At 52.0% G+C, this 16,734-nt stretch carries 22 protein-coding genes and 2 tRNA genes; 13 read left to right on the top strand and 11 right to left on the bottom strand.

Annotated features, from left to right (window positions below; genetic code table 11):
• Positions 1 to 159: 159 nt before the first annotated feature.
• The 3 genes from ORG26_RS14815 to ORG26_RS14805 all read right to left on the bottom strand — a co-directional run bounded on the left by ORG26_RS14815 (position 160) and on the right by ORG26_RS14805 (position 2,134).
• The gene (locus tag ORG26_RS14815; protein ID WP_266363047.1) at positions 160 to 927 is read right to left on the bottom strand and encodes a hypothetical protein; all 768 of its coding nucleotides are present in this window, start codon (positions 925 to 927) and stop codon (positions 160 to 162) included.
• Positions 928 to 1,049: 122 nt separating this feature from the next.
• Positions 1,050 to 1,820: an IS3 family transposase gene (locus ORG26_RS14810; protein WP_266369398.1), complete on the bottom strand. Its 771-nt coding sequence runs from the start codon at positions 1,818 to 1,820 to the stop codon at positions 1,050 to 1,052.
• Positions 1,821 to 1,867: 47 nt separating this feature from the next.
• Entirely contained in the window at positions 1,868 to 2,134 is a 267-nt protein-coding gene (locus tag ORG26_RS14805) for a transposase (protein ID WP_266362041.1), read from the bottom strand.
• A gap of 581 nt (positions 2,135 to 2,715) precedes the next feature.
• On the opposite strand from ORG26_RS14805, the gene ORG26_RS23535 reads away from it, so the two are divergent.
• The 4 genes from ORG26_RS23535 to ORG26_RS14790 all read left to right on the top strand — a co-directional run bounded on the left by ORG26_RS23535 (position 2,716) and on the right by ORG26_RS14790 (position 6,001).
• Positions 2,716 to 3,402 (top strand): DEAD/DEAH box helicase family protein, encoded by a 687-nt coding sequence (locus ORG26_RS23535; RefSeq protein ID WP_323134264.1) that lies wholly within the window; start codon positions 2,716 to 2,718, stop codon positions 3,400 to 3,402.
• Positions 3,403 to 3,499: 97 nt separating this feature from the next.
• A complete protein-coding gene (locus tag ORG26_RS23530) occupies positions 3,500 to 3,883 on the top strand; it encodes a DEAD/DEAH box helicase family protein (protein WP_323134263.1) in 384 nt (127 codons plus the stop codon).
• A gap of 268 nt (positions 3,884 to 4,151) precedes the next feature.
• A complete protein-coding gene (locus ORG26_RS14795; RefSeq protein ID WP_266363045.1) occupies positions 4,152 to 5,432 on the top strand; it encodes a helix-turn-helix domain-containing protein in 1,281 nt (426 codons plus the stop codon).
• Positions 5,433 to 5,443: 11 nt separating this feature from the next.
• Positions 5,444 to 6,001 carry a hypothetical protein gene (locus tag ORG26_RS14790; RefSeq protein ID WP_266363043.1) on the top strand — a complete coding sequence of 186 codons (558 nt, stop codon included), beginning with the start codon at positions 5,444 to 5,446 and terminating at the stop codon, positions 5,999 to 6,001.
• 97 nt (positions 6,002 to 6,098) lie between these two features.
• Here ORG26_RS14790 and ORG26_RS14785 read toward each other — a convergent pair whose 3' ends face one another.
• Together ORG26_RS14785 and ORG26_RS14780 are read right to left on the bottom strand one after the other, a co-directional pair.
• On the bottom strand, positions 6,099 to 7,319 hold the full coding sequence (locus ORG26_RS14785) for an IS256 family transposase (protein ID WP_266362045.1): 1,221 nt from the start codon (positions 7,317 to 7,319) through the stop codon (positions 6,099 to 6,101).
• Positions 7,320 to 7,395: 76 nt separating this feature from the next.
• Positions 7,396 to 7,524, bottom strand: coding sequence for a hypothetical protein (locus tag ORG26_RS14780; protein WP_266363041.1), 129 nt, complete (start codon positions 7,522 to 7,524; stop codon positions 7,396 to 7,398).
• A gap of 15 nt (positions 7,525 to 7,539) precedes the next feature.
• Here ORG26_RS14780 and ORG26_RS14775 point away from each other — a divergent pair, with 15 nt between their 5' ends.
• Positions 7,540 to 7,836 carry a hypothetical protein gene (locus ORG26_RS14775; protein ID WP_266363039.1) on the top strand — a complete coding sequence of 99 codons (297 nt, stop codon included), beginning with the start codon at positions 7,540 to 7,542 and terminating at the stop codon, positions 7,834 to 7,836.
• A gap of 95 nt (positions 7,837 to 7,931) precedes the next feature.
• On the opposite strand, the gene ORG26_RS14770 is transcribed toward ORG26_RS14775, so the two are convergent.
• The 5 genes from ORG26_RS14770 to ORG26_RS14750 all read right to left on the bottom strand — a co-directional run bounded on the left by ORG26_RS14770 (position 7,932) and on the right by ORG26_RS14750 (position 9,888).
• On the bottom strand, positions 7,932 to 8,210 hold the full coding sequence (locus ORG26_RS14770; protein ID WP_266363038.1) for an AbrB/MazE/SpoVT family DNA-binding domain-containing protein: 279 nt from the start codon (positions 8,208 to 8,210) through the stop codon (positions 7,932 to 7,934).
• A 55-nt stretch (positions 8,211 to 8,265) separates the two neighbouring features.
• Complete coding sequence (locus ORG26_RS14765; RefSeq protein ID WP_266363036.1) at positions 8,266 to 8,505, bottom strand: hypothetical protein; 240 nt, start codon at positions 8,503 to 8,505, stop codon at positions 8,266 to 8,268.
• 186 nt (positions 8,506 to 8,691) lie between these two features.
• Positions 8,692 to 8,777, bottom strand: a tRNA-Leu gene (locus tag ORG26_RS14760).
• Between the two features lie 44 nt (positions 8,778 to 8,821).
• A tRNA-Gly gene (locus ORG26_RS14755) sits at positions 8,822 to 8,897 on the bottom strand.
• A 103-nt stretch (positions 8,898 to 9,000) separates the two neighbouring features.
• The gene (locus tag ORG26_RS14750; protein WP_266363034.1) at positions 9,001 to 9,888 is read right to left on the bottom strand and encodes a UbiA family prenyltransferase; all 888 of its coding nucleotides are present in this window, start codon (positions 9,886 to 9,888) and stop codon (positions 9,001 to 9,003) included.
• 136 nt (positions 9,889 to 10,024) lie between these two features.
• Between ORG26_RS14750 and ORG26_RS14745 the strand changes: the two genes are divergently transcribed.
• The 8 genes from ORG26_RS14745 to ORG26_RS14710 all read left to right on the top strand — a co-directional run bounded on the left by ORG26_RS14745 (position 10,025) and on the right by ORG26_RS14710 (position 15,692).
• Complete coding sequence (locus ORG26_RS14745; RefSeq protein WP_266363032.1) at positions 10,025 to 11,191, top strand: type III polyketide synthase; 1,167 nt, start codon at positions 10,025 to 10,027, stop codon at positions 11,189 to 11,191.
• 169 nt (positions 11,192 to 11,360) lie between these two features.
• Complete coding sequence (locus tag ORG26_RS14740; RefSeq protein ID WP_266363030.1) at positions 11,361 to 11,906, top strand: RNA polymerase sigma factor; 546 nt, start codon at positions 11,361 to 11,363, stop codon at positions 11,904 to 11,906.
• Positions 11,903 to 12,544 carry a hypothetical protein gene (locus ORG26_RS14735; protein ID WP_266363028.1) on the top strand — a complete coding sequence of 214 codons (642 nt, stop codon included), beginning with the start codon at positions 11,903 to 11,905 and terminating at the stop codon, positions 12,542 to 12,544. The genes ORG26_RS14740 and ORG26_RS14735 overlap by 4 nt, the downstream gene beginning before the upstream one ends.
• A complete protein-coding gene (locus ORG26_RS14730) occupies positions 12,541 to 13,434 on the top strand; it encodes a DUF4097 family beta strand repeat-containing protein (RefSeq protein ID WP_266363026.1) in 894 nt (297 codons plus the stop codon). The genes ORG26_RS14735 and ORG26_RS14730 overlap by 4 nt, the downstream gene beginning before the upstream one ends.
• Positions 13,435 to 13,451: 17 nt before the next feature.
• Positions 13,452 to 13,679, top strand: a complete 228-nt coding sequence (locus ORG26_RS14725; RefSeq protein WP_266363025.1) for a hypothetical protein — start codon at positions 13,452 to 13,454, stop codon at positions 13,677 to 13,679.
• 145 nt (positions 13,680 to 13,824) lie between these two features.
• Positions 13,825 to 14,220: a hypothetical protein gene (locus tag ORG26_RS14720; RefSeq protein WP_266363023.1), complete on the top strand. Its 396-nt coding sequence runs from the start codon at positions 13,825 to 13,827 to the stop codon at positions 14,218 to 14,220.
• Positions 14,221 to 14,368: 148 nt separating this feature from the next.
• Complete coding sequence (locus ORG26_RS14715; RefSeq protein ID WP_266363021.1) at positions 14,369 to 14,824, top strand: ABA4-like family protein; 456 nt, start codon at positions 14,369 to 14,371, stop codon at positions 14,822 to 14,824.
• A 4-nt stretch (positions 14,825 to 14,828) separates the two neighbouring features.
• Entirely contained in the window at positions 14,829 to 15,692 is an 864-nt protein-coding gene (locus ORG26_RS14710; RefSeq protein WP_266363019.1) for a TraB/GumN family protein, read from the top strand.
• 130 nt (positions 15,693 to 15,822) lie between these two features.
• Here ORG26_RS14710 and ORG26_RS14705 read toward each other — a convergent pair whose 3' ends face one another.
• Positions 15,823 to 16,713, bottom strand: coding sequence for a PPK2 family polyphosphate kinase (locus tag ORG26_RS14705; RefSeq protein ID WP_266363017.1), 891 nt, complete (start codon positions 16,711 to 16,713; stop codon positions 15,823 to 15,825).
• Positions 16,714 to 16,734 lie beyond the last annotated feature (21 nt).

Here is a 16,734-nt window from a genome sequence, read left to right as displayed (position 1 = left end):
ATAATAATTCTGTTTTTTTATAGTTGGCTCTGATTTACCTGCCAGAGCTGCTGCAAATTTGGCTAACAAAAGGGGGCAAAAAAAGAGGGAGGTGTCAACCTCCCCCACAGCAACTTACTGTTAATTAGCGCATTGACGCTGTAAATTTTCTTCAATTTTCTATACCCTCCCCTCCAGCACCTCCATTATTGTTTTTGTCAGGTCGCTGATACTATCCTTTACCTTTGTAGCACTCGGCTCTAGTTGAAGACCTTTTTTATTGATCCGCTCTCTCAAGGATTGGGGAAATGATTGGCCGTATATATCGACAAAGCGTACAAAAGCGATTTCGTAGAGTCCCGGCCGATTATGCTCGCCAATAAAATTGTTCTTTAGCTGCTGCAAAAAATACAGTAGGTACTCCGGTGCCGTGCACCACCGTATTGGAGCGGAAGGCTTTTGCCGGACATCGCTATCCACATCGAGTGGAAATACACTCCGCAGGTGATCATTAGTGACTCTTGGAGCCACCCATCCTTCTTTGACAAGAAAGGTCCTGATTCGATCAATGACAATGCCATACCGCCAATTTCTGTTTTCAATTTCACGATATGGATTTGTGGCACTTTTATTGATTTCGGTTACTCTCTTTGTAAGAGTGAAGTATAGCTTGTTTTCAATCAGAAACAGGGTTCTGGCAGGAGAGTCGCTACCTACAGCGTTCAAAAAGAAAAAGTTCAGTTGGTCCTCGACTCTTTCCAAAGAGCCAATGTTTTCTTTCAACCATTGCAGGAAGTCCATCCGGGTACGGTATTCTTCACTTTCTGGCTCCTTTCCCGCGTCTTTACTTGCCGTTTTGGAGGGCCAGTGCTTGTTCTCGCCGCTCAGTTCGGCAACCATATTTTCTGTTTGCTCAAGAGCAGGTTTGAGATCGGAAAAATGAAGCATGACCCGAACTGTCTCCTTCAACCCTTCGACTAGTTTGAAGAAGGCCTCCCGCAAGGCCACTTTTTTGGCTGAAGCCTTTTGACAAGCCTCTGTAGCCTTCCCCGAAATCGGACAGTAAGCCTTTAGACTTTGGTTTGTGTTTGCCTGGCATATGTTGCTGGAGCCAAGCCACCCAACGACTGGTGCGGATGTAAACGGTTATACCGGTCCATCCATTCGTCCGATAGTATCCTTACCTCTTCGAGTGACTCGAACAAATAAGCGTCTAGCACATCTTCCCGAAAGGTACGGTTTAGCCGTTCAATATAACCGTTCTGCATAGGCTTTCCGGGTTGGATGTATAGAATTTCGATATTATTATCAGTACACCACTTGGTGAATTTATCAGCGATAAACTCTGCGCCATTATCGACGCGTATTCGTTTAGGAAGGGGCCGTTGTAACGCAATGTCTTTGAGTACATCAACTACTTTCTGGGCTGGCAACGAAAAATCCGCATGAGCTGCCAGAACCTCCCGGCTGTAATCATCCATGATCGTTAGCACTCTGATCTTTCGCTTACTAACTAAAGCATCCGCTACAAAGTCCATGCTCCAGCAGTGGTTAGCTGCTTGAGGTACCTGTAATGGCTTCTTAACCCGTGCAGGTAGTCGTCGCTTATGTCGTCTTCGGTGCTTGAGTTTCAGTAGCCGGTACACTCGTAATACCCGCTTACGATTCCACACCAGACCTTCATTCCGGATTTTGCCATAATAGTCATCAAAGCCACGAGTGGGGTACGCTTCAGCATAAGCCTGCAACTTATCAATCACCGGTTGGTCATTTTTCCGGTTCTGATAGTACCAGCGGGAACGATGCATGCCTACAACACGGCAGGCCCTGCCTACAGACACCTTTTTTTCCACTGCCCACTCAACCAACGCTTTCTGCTGACAAGGCCCTAAAGCTTTTTTTCGATGATCTCCTTCGCCAATTTGTAGTCCAGACTCAGTTCAGCATACATCTGTTTAAGACGCCGATTCTCATCTTGTAGGGCTTTAAGCTCCTTAAGATGAGTCGATTCCATGCCGCTATATTTCCTGCGCCAATTGAACAGAGTGGCTTTAGAAATGCCGTATTCGCGGCAAACATCCATTGCTTCGCGTCCCCCTTCGTACTGTTTGAGGATGGCAACGATCTGAGGTTCGGTGAAAGTCTTCTTTTTCATGTGACAGTTAAAATTAGCCCTTTATGAGTCTAATCCTACACTGTCCTAATTTCAGGGAAGCTTACACCTCTAGTTGGCTGATAAATGCCTCTTCCCGTGAACGTAACGCTTTAATGAAATAAGCAGATAGCGACTCCGCCTCACCTTTTATGCAATGGAGATGAAAGGTTTGCGCAAAATCACGGTATGATTTAGTTCGAAAGTTTGCAATCTTGAAGTAGGCGGATTCTACTTCGAGATTGTAGGGTAAATCATCAGGCAGATTTACCCTCTCATATAAGTTATCAAAGTCCTCCCACATCTTAGACAACAATTCTTTATTTGTAAAAATAACTATCCAGAAGATCAACAACTTCCAAATCACCTCTGTCGGCTACATTTAGCCGAAATCGGTCGCGGCAAAATTAATATGCCCGCTAAGTTTATTGCTTAAAACAGACTTAATTGCTCTTTTAACTAATTTATTGGGAAGACGGTTGCTCAACGTTCGAGTCCATATTGGGCACTACCGTTCACTCAAACCCTTGTTCATTTATTCGTCCTTCCGTTGTACATTACCAATTCGATTCCTATCCTTACCTATGTCGCTTACCCCCGAAGCCCAAGCCCGGCAGACCATCGACCACATGCTCACTGCATCCGGCTGGGTGCTGCAGGACATGAAGACCCTGAATCCCGGTGCCGCCCTTGGCGTGGCTATCCGGGAATACCCTACCGACTCCGGCCCGGCCGATTACGCCCTCTTCGTGGACCGCAAACCCGTTGGAATCATCGAAGCCAAATCCGAAGGCACCATTCTTTCCCCCGTCGAGGAGCAGTCGGGCCGCTACGCCACCAGCCGGTTGAAGTGGCAGCAGGCCGGTGATCCGCTCCGGTTCTTCTACGAATCGACCGGCGTGGAGACGCACTTTACCGATAACAGCGATCCGACGCCCCGCTCCCGCGAGGTGTTCTCCTTCCACCGGCCCGAAACCCCGCGCGACTGGATGAAGCAGAAAGCGTCGCTCCGCCAGCATCTGCGCCAGTTCCCGGCGCTCAATACCGACGGCCTGCGCGACTGCCAGATCACGGCCATCACCAATCTGGAGAAGTCCTTCGGCGAGGCCCGGCCGCGTGCGCTGGTGCAGATGGCGACCGGCAGCGGCAAGACCTTTACGGCTATCACGACCGTCTACCTCCTGCTAAAAGCACGCCAAGGCCAAACGCATCCTGTTTCTGGTCGATACCAAGAACCTCGGCGAACAGGAGTTTCAGGCATTCACCCCTAATGACGACCGCCGCAAGTTCAACGAGTTGTACACAGTCCAGCGGTTGAAGTCGTTCGTGGACCCCTCGGCGCAGGTCTGCATTTCGACCATCTAGCGGATGTACTCCATCCTGCGGGGCGAGGAGCTGGACGAATCGGTGGAGGAAGCCTCCCCCAACGAATTCCGCTCGACGGGCAGGTCGCGGGAAGTGGCCTACAACGAGCGTGTGCTCATTGAGACCTTCGACTTTATCATTATCGAAGAAGCCCACCGCAGTATCTACAACGAGTGGAAGCAGGTATTGGACTACTTCGACGCCTTCCTCATCGGCCTAACGGCGACGCCCGACAAGCGGACCTTCGGCTTCTTCAACCGGAACGTGGTGTCGGAGTACACCTACGAGCGGGCCGTAGCCGACGGCCGACGGGGTGAACGTGCCCTTCGACGTGTTCGTCATCGAAACCGAAATCACCAAGAATGGGGCAACGGTAAAGGCGGGTGAGTGGATCGACAAGCGCGACCGGCTGACCCATCACTAAGGCTACGAACAGAGGTGGACGAGGACTTTACTTATAGCAGCACGGCGCCAAACCGCAAAACTACTCAGTACTTCGCAACAGTACTCGTGACTGTGTCATGTTTATCCGGCCATATTTTGTGCTTTATAACGTAAAAGGGGGTTGGCTCGAACTCTATAGTCATGAAAAATTTTCCATTTTTGGAAAAAATATACTTTTATTGGCTATATTTGACCATAAACTCTTCCAAAAATGGAAAAAGTCAAAAAAGGCCGCAAGAAGGGTACAACGGATACCCTCGGCGAATCAGACGAAAGTATCTTTATAAGATTAGCTTCCGAAGAACATTCAACCAGTTTTCGAGAGTTAGTTGACGCTAAAAAGGCACAATTTAAGATTGGTACCGATTACGAGTTTTCTAAGATGGTTGGTATTCCGAACAATACGTTGGTTCGGCTTATTGACGGAGAAACCCAGAAGGTTGACTTGTTTTCCATCTTGAAGGTTTGCCAGTTCTTAGGTATTGACATCAATGAAATGGCCGAAATCTTTGTCGCCTCGTTAGACTCTGAGTTCATCAGCGAACTCAGCCTAGCGACTAAGGCAAATTTCATTCTAAGAAATTTCAATCTAAACGCTCTCAAGAAAATAGGATTTATTAAGTCAACGACTGACTTTAAGGCGATTGATCGTAAAATAACGCGGTGGTTCGGAATTGATACTATCAATCAATATGCGACTGACCTGCCATCAACGCTATTTAGTAAAATAAAGCAATATACCCCCGACGAAATGCGAATCATGTGGATTGTAGGGGCTATTGCTCAGTTTAGAAAGCTAAACAATCCTCACCCCTACGACCGAGAGGCCTTATTGGCGCTGATCCCCAAAATTCGCCCCTACACGCGTGACGAAGAAGCAGGTTTTGTAATGGTTGTGCGGGCCTTGTACCGGGCCGGTGTCACGGTAATTGTGCAAAAGTATCTGGCTAATACCGCCGTTAAAGGGGCGTGTTTCGTCGTTGATGGTAAGCCTTGTGTAGTAATTACTAACTATCGGGGTAAGTACTCAACACTATGGTTTACTCTCATCCACGAGCTTTATCACGTCTTGTTTGACCTAGAAGCTTTGAAATCTTGGAACTTTCATTTGTCAGGAGAATATGACTTATCTAACGATCTCTTCAAAGAAGACATGGCTGATAGCTTTGCACGTGATCGACTATTGCCTAAAGCCCGCTTAGATTACATACGACCCATGATTGATACACCGGCGTATGTTAATGAATATGCTGCCAAACAACAGGTACATCCTAGTATCATTTACGACATGCACTGCTACGAAGAAAAGATAAAGAGAGGACGGGACGTTTACGCACGTTATCAACATTTTTTCGGCAGTTCCGAGGAAGCCATTCGACTCATTAAAACGGCACCTTTTGATTATGAATCAGTGTATGACGGTTTAGATACTGTTCAACGTGTTTATGAATTTTCACCCGAACAACTAAATTCAAATTCCCCCACCTTTTAACACAATACAACATGGAAGACGGATATTCCCGCGATGAAATCTTTGATCAATTAAGGAAAATTGCCTTAGAAGAAGAACGGCTCTATGGAGGTAAACAGATTAACCTTGATTTTACGCCAGAAACGGAGGCTAGCTCTAAGTCGGATGTTGGCAAAACTCAACAATCATTAGACGCTCAGCCAGAGGCCGATTTTGAAGCGTTGGTAGATGGCTCAGAAGACCCGGTTCGGGCAAAGAAATTATGGCATGGCACTCAAGCACTAATTATTTCGAACATACCAAAGGGGCAACGCCGACAGTTTGCATTGAACGAAAAAAACTTATTTCTGAAGGCAAGTGCTAACACAACGGACAGTAAGTTTACCTTTTTACACGCCGTTCAAACCGCTTATGATGTAGCAGAACAATGGCTAAGATCAAATGCGGACGCTGTTGAATTGGGTATGACTTATTGGGATTTGAATGAGCGAAATGGCTTTCACTCAAAAAAGGTGCAAAGTAACTTTAACACAACCTTGAAAGCTTTACTAAACGTTGCCCCACACAATGCTAATAAGAAAGAAGAGTAACAAAAAGCCCGGTCAATAGCCGGGTTTATATCTAGCATGTATTCCGGCTGAAGGAAAATAGCCGGGAGTGCTTGCTGAACTGTGTCAGCCTAGGGTTCTAGTCGAAGCGATGTTGTTTAATGCGTTCTTCAAAGATAATACTAAACTGGTTGACGACTTCCTTCCAGTTGTAGGTGGTCGTTTCCCATTTGATTTGCAGGTTTTGAACCGTCAAATAGACTAATTTTTGCAGGGCAACATCCGAGCTGAAAGCTCCTTTTGTTTTGGTAACCTTGCGTAACTGACGATGGTAGCCCTCTACCGTATTGGTCGTATACATTACCTTGCGAATAGCAGGCGGATAGTCGAAAAAGGGCGAGAGTAATTCCCATTTGTCGAGCCACGGTTGAACGGCTTTGGGGTACATACCGCCCCATCGCTCCTGTACCAGTAGTAAGTTTTCCATGGCCTGCTCCCGGTCTGGAGCCTGATAGACCGTCTTAAGATCTTTAGCGAAGTCTTTGAGCAACTTATCGGGTACGAAGCGGAAAGAATTGCGTAGCTGATGGACAATACAAAGCTGGACGGTGGCGGCTGGGTAAACGTTGTTGATGGCCACATCGAAGCCCTTTAGGCCGTCCACACATGTGATCAACAGGTCCTCTACACCCCGCTGTTTGAGGTCGGTGAGCACCGAAAGCCAGAACTTGGCTGACTCGGTTTCTGCTGTATAAATGCCCAACACCTGCTTTTTGCCTGACAGATTCAGGCCGATCACGCTGTAGAGCACCCGACTTACCACACGCCCCTCGTGGCGCACTTTGTAATAAATACCATCGAGCCAGACCAGGGTATATAGGCTCTCCAAAGGCCGGTTCTGCCACTCCCGCATAGCAGGAATGACTTTGTCAGTAATGGCCGTTAACTCGCTGTCGGAGAGTGCGTAGCCATACATCTCCTGCAAGTGCTGGCTGATGTCGGCATAGCTGTTACCCACGCTGTAGAGTGATAATACCTTCTGCTCAAGTTGGGGTGTGAGTACTACCTGGCGCTTGGGCACAAGCTGAGGCTGGTAGCTACCCGTACGGTCGCGGGGCGTCTGTAAGTCTAGCAAACCGGCACTGCTTTTGACGCGCTTGGTTGTCTTGCCGTTACGTCGGTTCTGTTCTACCTGCCGAGTCTGGGCGAGGTGACTATCCATTTCCCCTTCCAAAGCGGACTCTAAAAAGTGCTTCAGCAGAGGCGCAAACAAACCGTTCTCTCCCGTCAGGGGTTTACCTTCGTAAAGGCCCTTGATGGCGGCCTGTTTGAAGGCCTCAAAATCGAATTGGTCGGTCATAGTTGTGAATGTAGGCTTTTCTTTCCTTCTATTCACCCTGTGGCCTGACACAGTTCAGCGAGCAGTCTCAAATAGCCTAGGCGATCTGGACAACCTGCCCGACCCGGACGTGCTGGCAGCCGACATCGTGGAGAATCTGGAAGCGGCGCTGGAGAACTTCCGGAGCGTAATTAAGCAGTTGGCCTAGGCCTTTCTCTGAACCCACCTAACCCATCCTTTTATGTCAAGTATCTACTTCAATGGCCAATTCCTGACCAAGTCCGACGAGGACTTGCAGATCATCCTGAATATCTTCATGGACTGGGCCAAGCAAAAAGGCAAGCACCGAATCTGCCAAACCGATCAGGGCTTCGCCACGCTGCTGACGAATTTGTTTCTGGATCGCCAGCCAGAGTGGTCCGACGAAGAGTACCGCCAAGCCGGGCTGGTCAGCATCAACCAGCGATTGAATGACCCCGCCTATTCGTTGGAGAAGAAGGAGGAAGGGGATTTTTTGGTCTTTAACCCAGTCATCTGACAACCATCGGATGACGGGAAGAGCCAGTTGGTGGGAACGTACGGTCCAGAAGAAGGGCGGCTTTACTCTTTCCCGCTGACTCGGGCTACTGGAGGCTACTTTTCCGGCCATGTCCAATGGGTCTCATCGGACTGATTGGACATGGCCTCAAAAACGTCTCCCTCTAGCTTACCGCCAGCAGCCAGATACGCATCAATGGATTCCGCCCAGCCTTCCCGCGGCTTGCGGTGGACCGCAGATAGAAAGATGCCGCCTGCAATAACCTGTACGCTCACTTTGTGAGCATCCCTGAGCCCGGCGGCCTCAAGCATCTCCTCGGGCAGAATGACGCCCCACGATTTGCCTATCGGTTGCAGAATTAATTCGTGTGTCATTGTAGTGATGTTTGCGTTGCTGGGCACTCATGAATAAACCGCGGGTGAGTCCCCGTCAGCACAGCATCGACCCGATGATGATTCCCAAAGCCAGACCGGCCGCCAGCAACTTGGCGCAGATGCTATTCCACTCGTCTGTACTGGCGTACACCCGGTCCAGTAACGCGTCATATCTTTCGGACTTCCGCCTATACTGTTCCCGCAAGCTCTGTAGATGCTGCTCATGCGTTGCCCGTAAGTCGCGGAGGCGCTGTTCGTACCTTTCCCGTTCGGTTGCCCAGTGGTTGGTTTCCATGTTGACAGAATGATGAGGATGAATCGTTTTCTGTCAAGTTAAAGAGGAATTTGAACAAATGAAAAAAGCCGCTATCTTGGTGCCCAGTCGCTAGTAGTAGCGGCAAATGTTTCAGTAAAGTTTCAGTAAACCAAAAACAAAAAGCTGTAACCCGAAGAAAATCAACGAATTACAGCTTCAAAATAGTACCGGGAACGGGAATCGAACCCGTACGGGCTTTACGGCCCACAGGATTTTAAGTCCTGCGCGTCTACCTATTCCGCCATCCCGGCGTGCGGAATGCACTGGCACAAAAAAGGCACCGTTGCCGGTGCCTTGGAGCGAAAGACGGGGTTCGAACCCGCGACCTCGACCTTGGCAAGGTCGCGCTCTACCAGCTGAGCTACTTTCGCGTTTTTTGTTTTCTTCGTCGCTTTGGCGTCGAATTGTGATGCAAATATAGGGGGCTTATTGTTCCTCCGCAAGACCTTCTTCCAAAAAAATTTTACGTTTTTATCACCGCAAGGCCGTTTTTGCTGATTCTGAGAAATTTAAAAAGAACAACATCAGAAAAAAAATATTCAGTCCCAGCCCGGCCAGCAACGTCATCCGCATCGCCGAACGGAAATTTGCCTGGGATGTATCGCCCCACACCCGCCGAAACCACAGCAGAAAAAACGCTACTCCCGGCAGCAGACAGGCCGGCAGCAGCCAGAACACCGGCTTGCCGTGAAAATAGGTGTAAAAACCCGCCAGCGACAAACCGAAACAAACGACCGCGCTCACGAATGTTCCTCGAATGCCCAGCAGCCGACTCATCGTCAGGTCACCGCGGCGGGCGTCTTCGTCATGCTGATACACCTGGGTAATGGGATAAATCGCCAGCAGATTCAGGGTACAGACGGCCCCGGCCAGGAGAATATGCGGGCGGACAGCCTCGGCAAACGAGAAAGCGTTGAGCGCCTGCATCGTCATCACAAAGGTGAAAGCTCCCTGAAAAAGACTCACAATCAGCCAGCTGGCGATCGGGTACTTCTTCAAGCGCACGGACGGGTGACTGTATGCCTTGGAAATCAGGCCGTACACCAGCAGATAGCCCACAAACGGCCACCCTACCCAGATACCCAGGGCCAGCGCGGCGAGGTCCAGCGCCCAGGCGGCGTAATAAAGGGTTTTGTCGACCGGAGGCGGATTCTCCAGGATTCCTATGCTCCCTTCGTCCTTGTCAAAGTAGCTGTTGTAGGCATTACTGGCCGGATACAGCAGCAAATGGATAATCAGCAGCACGGCCACCGCCCTGCCGGCGTCGGGTGCCGGCGACTCGCTCAGGGCAAACAGAAAGACCGGAAGCAGAAAAAACGAGAACGGAACCCGCAGGTGAAGCCAGAGCGCACGAGGTGACATAAAAGGATTTTAAGGAAAGATAGGATTTATGCAACATCCTTCATAACATTCGCTTCCACGGTTAGTTAGATAGCATATGTATGAAATGTCAACACTTTGCACTGCCCTTGACGGTGCCAAGTTTACGTAGCACCCTATGAACAGTTACATCACCGCTATTGGCACCGCCGTTCCGGCTCACTGCACTTCCCAATCCGACATTGCTCACTTCATGAGCCAGGCTTTGCAACTAGATGAACGCGACCAGCGCAAACTACAGGTGCTGTACCGACAGACCCGCATTGCCCAGCGTCATTCTGTGTTGCCTGATTTCGGACGTAAAGTAGGCGATTTTTCATTTTTTCCGAACACTCCGGATTTAGAACCTTTTCCAACGGTCGGGCAGCGAATGCAGCTCTACCGGCGCGAGGCCCTGCCGCTGGCGCTGACGGCGATCCGGCGCTGTCTGGATGAGTTGAAAACGACGGTGGAGCCAACGCACCTGATCACCGTCAGCTGCACGGGCATGTACGCCCCCGGCCTGGATATTGAGCTCATCGAAGCCCTGCACTGGCCGACCACTACGCACCGCACGGCGATCAACTTCATGGGCTGTTACGGAGCCTTCAACGGCTTAAAAACGGCCGACGCTATCGTCCGGGCCAACCCGGAAGCCCGCGTTCTGGTCCTTTGCCTGGAATTGTGCACGATTCATTTTCAGAAAAAAACCGACGAGGACAACCTGCTTTCCAACGCGCTCTTTGCCGACGGGGCCGCCGCCGTGCTCGTCGAAGGCCACGCCCGACCGGAAGGAGCGTTCCGGATGCGGTCGTTCTACTGCGACCTCCTGCCGGAAGGCCGCGACGAAATGGGCTGGATCATCAACGACTTTGGTTTTGAAATGACCCTGACGTCGGAAGTGCCGTCCGTCATTCAGAACGGCATCGGTCGGCTGCTGTCTATTCTGCTCGAAAAAAGCGGCCTGCTGATCGAAGACATTGGGCTTTACGCCCTGCACCCCGGCGGCCGGAAGATATTGGAAGTGATTGAACAGCAGCTTGGACTGAGCTCGGAAGATAATCGCTACGCCTACGAGGTGCTGCAGCAATACGGCAACATGTCTTCGGCGACAGTCCTGTTTGTGCTGCAGAAAATCTGGCAGGAATTCCGCACGACGCCGACGGACAGTCCATCCAAAACCGACCACATTCTAAGCTGCGCTTTCGGCCCCGGCCTGACCCTCGAATCCATGATTCTGGACGTAGTACCGGCGGAGAAAATGCGGGAGGCGGTGGAGGAATACAGAGTTGCCGTTAAGAATTAAAAGTTAAAAGTTAAAAAGTGAATAGTAAGAGGGCTCCTCCAGGTCAGAACACCTGAACCAGCGGAGCCTTTACTTTTAATTTTTAACTTTTGACTTTTAATTCTCAAAGAGCTTTCCAACCCTTTCCCTCCCTTTCTGCACTTTGTGGTGAAACTTTGGACGATTACTGATGTCCCGCGTGCAATCACCACCTGAACCTACGGAACGCGACCTGGTCGAACGCTGCCGCATCCACGACCGGACGGCCCAGCGGCTGCTCTTCGAGCGGTACAAACGGGCCATGTTCACGAAGGCATTCCGCATCCTGAACGACGCCGACCATGCCCACGATGTGTTGCAGGACGCGTTTGTGGAAGTGTTCCGCAGCCTGCATTCCTTCCGGTATCAATCCACCCTCGGAGCCTGGATCAAAACCATCGTCATTCGGCAGGCCCTGCGAAAGCTGGCCCGCGAAAGCCGTTTTGAAACGCTGACCGACCAGCACGATCAGCCGATGACCGTGCCCGACACGCTGACGGGACAACAACTCGATGCGGCCATCCGCGCGCTTCCCGACGGGGCGCGGGCCGTTTTTCTGCTCATCGAAGTGGAAGGCTACGCCCACCGGGAGGTGGCCGACCTGCTGGCGATTTCGGAAGGAACCTCCAAATCGCAGCTGAGCTACGCTAAAAAATTGCTTCGTAAACAACTGGCCGATCTGCACCCCGACCGATGAACCTGCACGACGCTCTCGACCAACTGCCCGATTTTGACCCCCGGCCGGACCTCTGGAACCGCATTGCCGGCGAACTCGATGCCGAAGCGACCATCGACCGGGCGATGCTGCAACTGCCGGAATTTGAACCCGCTGCCGAAGCCTGGGAAGCGCTGGAAAGCCGATTGGCAAATGTACAGATGCCGCCTTTCGGCGAAATGACCGCTTCCGATGGGCAATCGACCGAAAAGATTCGTCCGCTCTGGAATCGGGTGCCGAAACGGGCTTCCATTCTGGCGGCCGCCACCGTTGCCGGACTTCTCGGCGGCTGGCTTTACCTGACCCTTGAACCCCCGGAGACCGTGACCGTGACGTATTCCATCGAGGTGGCTAAACCCGTGCAACCGAAGTCCGCAGCGCCGCCCATTGACGCCCGCCAACTCATCGCCGAACGTTGTCAGGAAGTGAAAACAGTCTGCGAAAAGCCGGAAGTGAAGGAACTCCGCACCGAACTGGCCGATCTTGACAATCGCCAGGCCCAATTGAAGGAGCAACTGGCCGTGTTTGGCAACGACCCGCAGTTGGTGGAAGCCCAGGCGCGACTCCAGAGCCAGCGCGAGGAAGTTACGAAAGAACTGGTCGAACTGCTGGCGATATGAAAAAGTACCTTATGCTCCTGTTTCTGGCAGTGCTGCTGACTCCACCGCTGGCCGCCCAGGTAAAATTACAGGTGGTGACTCAGTCGCTGGAAAAAGACCTGACGGGCATCCGCAAGGTGGTTATCAACGGCAAAAAAGCCGATGTCATCATCCACGGCTGGACTAAAACGGGCGTTTCGGCCCAGATCCGGCGCGTGGCCAAGCACCCCGACCGCGACGTAGCCGAATTAGAACTGAACTTCATGCTCTACAAAATCGGTGCGCAGGACGGCGTGCTGACGCTCACCAATGGCTTCCGGATTCCGCAGAACCGCCGCAGCGTGCAGAGTCAGTTGAAAACCGTGTTTGAGCTTTGGGTGCCGGAGAATACGGGCCTGCAGATCGACAACAGCTTTGGCGACATCACGCTGGCAAACCTGCGCGGCGAAACGTCCGTCACCTTCGAGTTCGGTAAGCTCAGTCTGAGCGATTTAACGGGAAAGCTTACCATCCAATCGGAGTATGGCGACCTGGAAGCGACGGACGTGGGCGGGCAGCTGGTTTGCAAGGCAGAAAAAGCCGATATCATCCTGCGTCAGCTCAGCGGAACGGCCCGGATTGAAAGCCGCTACGGCAAGCTTTACGTCCGCCCCGCCGAGCGATTGTCTTCCCTGACGGTCAGCGCCGCCCGAACCGAGATCTACCTCTACACCCGTCGGGTGGATGATTTCCAATATGAGGTTGAAACGACCTACAGTACGCTGAAAGTCCCGGACTCGCACCAGCCGTTTGTCAGAAAGCTGCGCTTCGACCACCAGCCCGCCGGGAATCGGCCCGCCGTGCGGATTGACGGAAGTTACAGCCCGGTGACGCTCATTCAGTCGGCCGGAGACATGTTGATTAAAAATTAGAAACCACTGCTAGACTTATGAAATACGGACTGTTTACGATCTGCCTTTGCTTTTTGCTGACCACCCCGCTGTTCGCCCAGCAATCCGACACTCTCCGCACCACCGTCACGCAGGAGGAATGCCGCCTGACGAGCGAGGAAATTAACCGGTTCATCTGCTACGTAACGCGGGCCAATGTGGAGGAGAAAACCTTGATCAAGTTTGGCTTAAGCCCTCTATTTCGGGAACCTCCTTTGTTGCGGTAGGGCCAACATTTGCGATAGGCTCCAACTTCGAACTGGCCCTTGAACGGAAACTCAGCCCGTCGTTTTCTGCCCTGCTGGGCATCGACGCCATGGTGTATTATTCCACCTTCAATCAGTCGTCGGTGGTGGCTTCGCAGATGATTGAGTGGAAAAGTCGAACATTTCGGAATACAATGGGCGTCAAGCTTGGTGCCCGGTATTATTACGCAAAAGCCAGACACATCCGCACTGGCAAATCGGCCAACAACTTTTCGGCAATTATGTGTCTATCCAGTTGGCAAGGCCTGTTTCGTATTATGTCTCCGAAAAGAGCTTTGATGCTTCCACCCAAACCTTCATCACCAGACGAACCGCTCCGACTCTTCAGGGTCTCAATCTACCCACGTTGGGCCTTTTTTGGGGACTGCAGCGCCGGTTAAGCCACTTTGGCTACGTCGACTTGAACGCCGGCCCGCAACTTATGCGGCCACAAGACACCAAAAGCACCCGACTCATTGACTTTTCTTTTCAATTCAACGCGGCGATTGGCCTCGGCTGGTAATTTCCTTCGCGAAAACCTTTCTTCACCCTATGCGTCCGCTCCTGTTTTGGAACGGGCGGATTTTTTTGTGTCCTGAGGCCGCCTTCGTACATTCGTTAATCGATGGGCTTTCTGCTCCAAAGACCGCTCTGTTAACACCTACCTATTCATGAATACCGCTCTGGCTTTCCAACTGGCAAATGCGCTGGTGCTGCCCCAATGGCTGCTGATGATTTTTGCCCCGCGCTGGCAACCGACCCGCTGGCTGATGCGTCACCAGCCCATTCCGGCACTGCTGGCCCTGTTTTACCTGTATTTTCTTTTTTTCGGGACCAATACCAACAACCTGGCGCTGGATTCGTTCAATACATTAGCGGGCGTCAAGGCGCTGTTTACCAGCGATGCGGCCGTGCTGGCGGGCTGGATACACTACCTCGCCTTTGACCTCGTGGCCGGAACGTACATATTGCGCAGCGGTCGCCGCCGCCGGATTCCGCACGGACTGCTGGTGCCTTGCCTGCTGCTGTGTTTCCTGCTCGGCCCGACGGGTTTCCTGATTTACTGGATCATTCGGAAATTTTATAAACGCTCGTACTCGCGGAGCGACCATTCAGACGAGGATTAAGTCTATGAAACGTTATACCCTGCTCCTCCTAACGCTCCTGACCGCCTCGGCGGTTTCGGCGCAGTCGCTCTTGTGGAAAGTATCGGGCAACGGCCTGCGGGAACCGTCGTACCTCTTTGGCACGTACCACGTCCTGAAAGACAGTTATCTGAATTCCAACCCGAAAGTCCGGGACGCTTACCGAAAGGCGCAGGGTGTGGTGGTCGAAACGACCATCGATTCATCCGCCGCCATGATGCAGATGGCCATGAAGGCGCTCATGCTGGACAACAGCCTGACCAAACTACTTTCCGATGAAGATTACGCTCTGGTTTCGAAGGAATTTCAGCGCGCGACGGGCATGGATTTAGCCATGTTCAACCAGTTGAAGCCGGCCATCGCGTCCATGATGCTCAGCATGGCCGACCTCGAAAAAGGCACCGATACCCTCAAACGGTTTACCGGCCAGCCCATCGACCTGTTCTTTGCGGCGGATGGCAAAAAACTGGGCAAGAACGTCTCGACGCTGGAAACGATGGATGAGCAGTTGAGCCTGCTCCTCGACCACGAACCCGTCGAAAAACAGGCCAAACAGCTGGTGCAGATGGTCCGCGAAAAAGACAAGATGCGGGGCGTCGGCAAGCAGATTACGGACCTGTACTTCAAACAGGATTTGCAGGCCATGTACAAACTCAGCCAGGACCTCGGCGAGAGCTACGGCGACATGACCTACCTCACCGACGAGCGCAACCGGACCTGGATGAAGAAACTGCCCGCTCTGGTTTCCTCCCGCCCCACCTTCATCGCCGTCGGCGCCCTGCACCTCCCCGGCCCGCAGGGCCTGATCGAACTCTTCCGCAAAGAAGGCTACAAGGTGGAACCGCTGTAGGGAGGTAAGAATTAAGAGTTATGAGTTAAGAATTATGAGTTAAGAATTAAAAGTAAGAAGGCTCCGCCGGGTCAGAAACCTGAATCAGCGGAGCTTTCTTACTTTTAACTTTTAACTCTTAACTCTTAATTCATTTGTCTTGTCTTTCAATTTCCCGGATGAGGCGGCGGGCTTCTTTGTCGTCGCGGGTGGGAAACTCGATCGGCAGCGAGTCGAGGACTTCGGTCACGATCCGGGCGATGATGAGTTGCTGGTTGGCGCGGTCGTCGCTGGGAATGATGTACCAGGGACAGCGTTTGGTCGCCGTGGCGTTGATGGCCTCTTCGTAAGCCTGGATGTACTCATCCCAATGCTGCCGTTCTTCCAGATCGCTCTCGCTCAGCTTCCATTGCTTCTCGGTATCGCGCAGGCGGTTGATGAGCCGCTGGCCCTGCTCCTGCTTGTCCACGTGCAGGTAAATCTTGATCAGGAGAAAGCCGTTTCGGAAAAGGTAATCCTCAAAATTCCGGATGTCGAGGTAGCGTTCTTTCCAGAGTTCGTCCGGATTGGCGACCAGATTCGGCGGCAGTGAGCTTTCGGTCAGGCGTTCGCGGTGCACTTTTTCGACCAGCACTTCTTCGTAATACGTCCGGTTGAAAATGCCGATATAGCCCCGCTCGGGCAGTTCTTTCCAGAAACGCCAGAGGAAATCGTGCGCCAGGTCCTGCTTGCTGGGTTTTTTGAACTCCCCCACGCGAAACCGGGACGGATTGACGCCCGAGAACACATGCCGGATACTGCTGTCCTTGCCGCCCGCATCCATCGCCTGAAAGAGCACCAGCAGACCGTAATGTTCGTCGGCGTGCATCTCGTTCTGGCGCTGGTCGATCCGGGCCGTCAGGGCATCGAGTTGGCGGGTCCGGTCGGCCTCGTCCCGGTAGAACGGCTCGATGCGGGTGGGCGTATCGCGCAGGGACAGCCGGGTGCGGCCTCCTTCAAACCGGAAGCTGGCGGCGTCAAATTTTGGTTTCTTCAGGTTCATAGCGCTGTAAATCGTCGGGAG

It is taken from the genome of Tellurirhabdus rosea, from assembly GCF_026278345.1.
GTDB classification, from domain to species: Bacteria; Bacteroidota; Bacteroidia; order Cytophagales; family Spirosomataceae; genus Tellurirhabdus; species Tellurirhabdus rosea.
The sequence above is the reverse complement of the archived record's forward strand: the minus strand, read 5'-3'. Positions and strand labels throughout refer to the sequence as shown.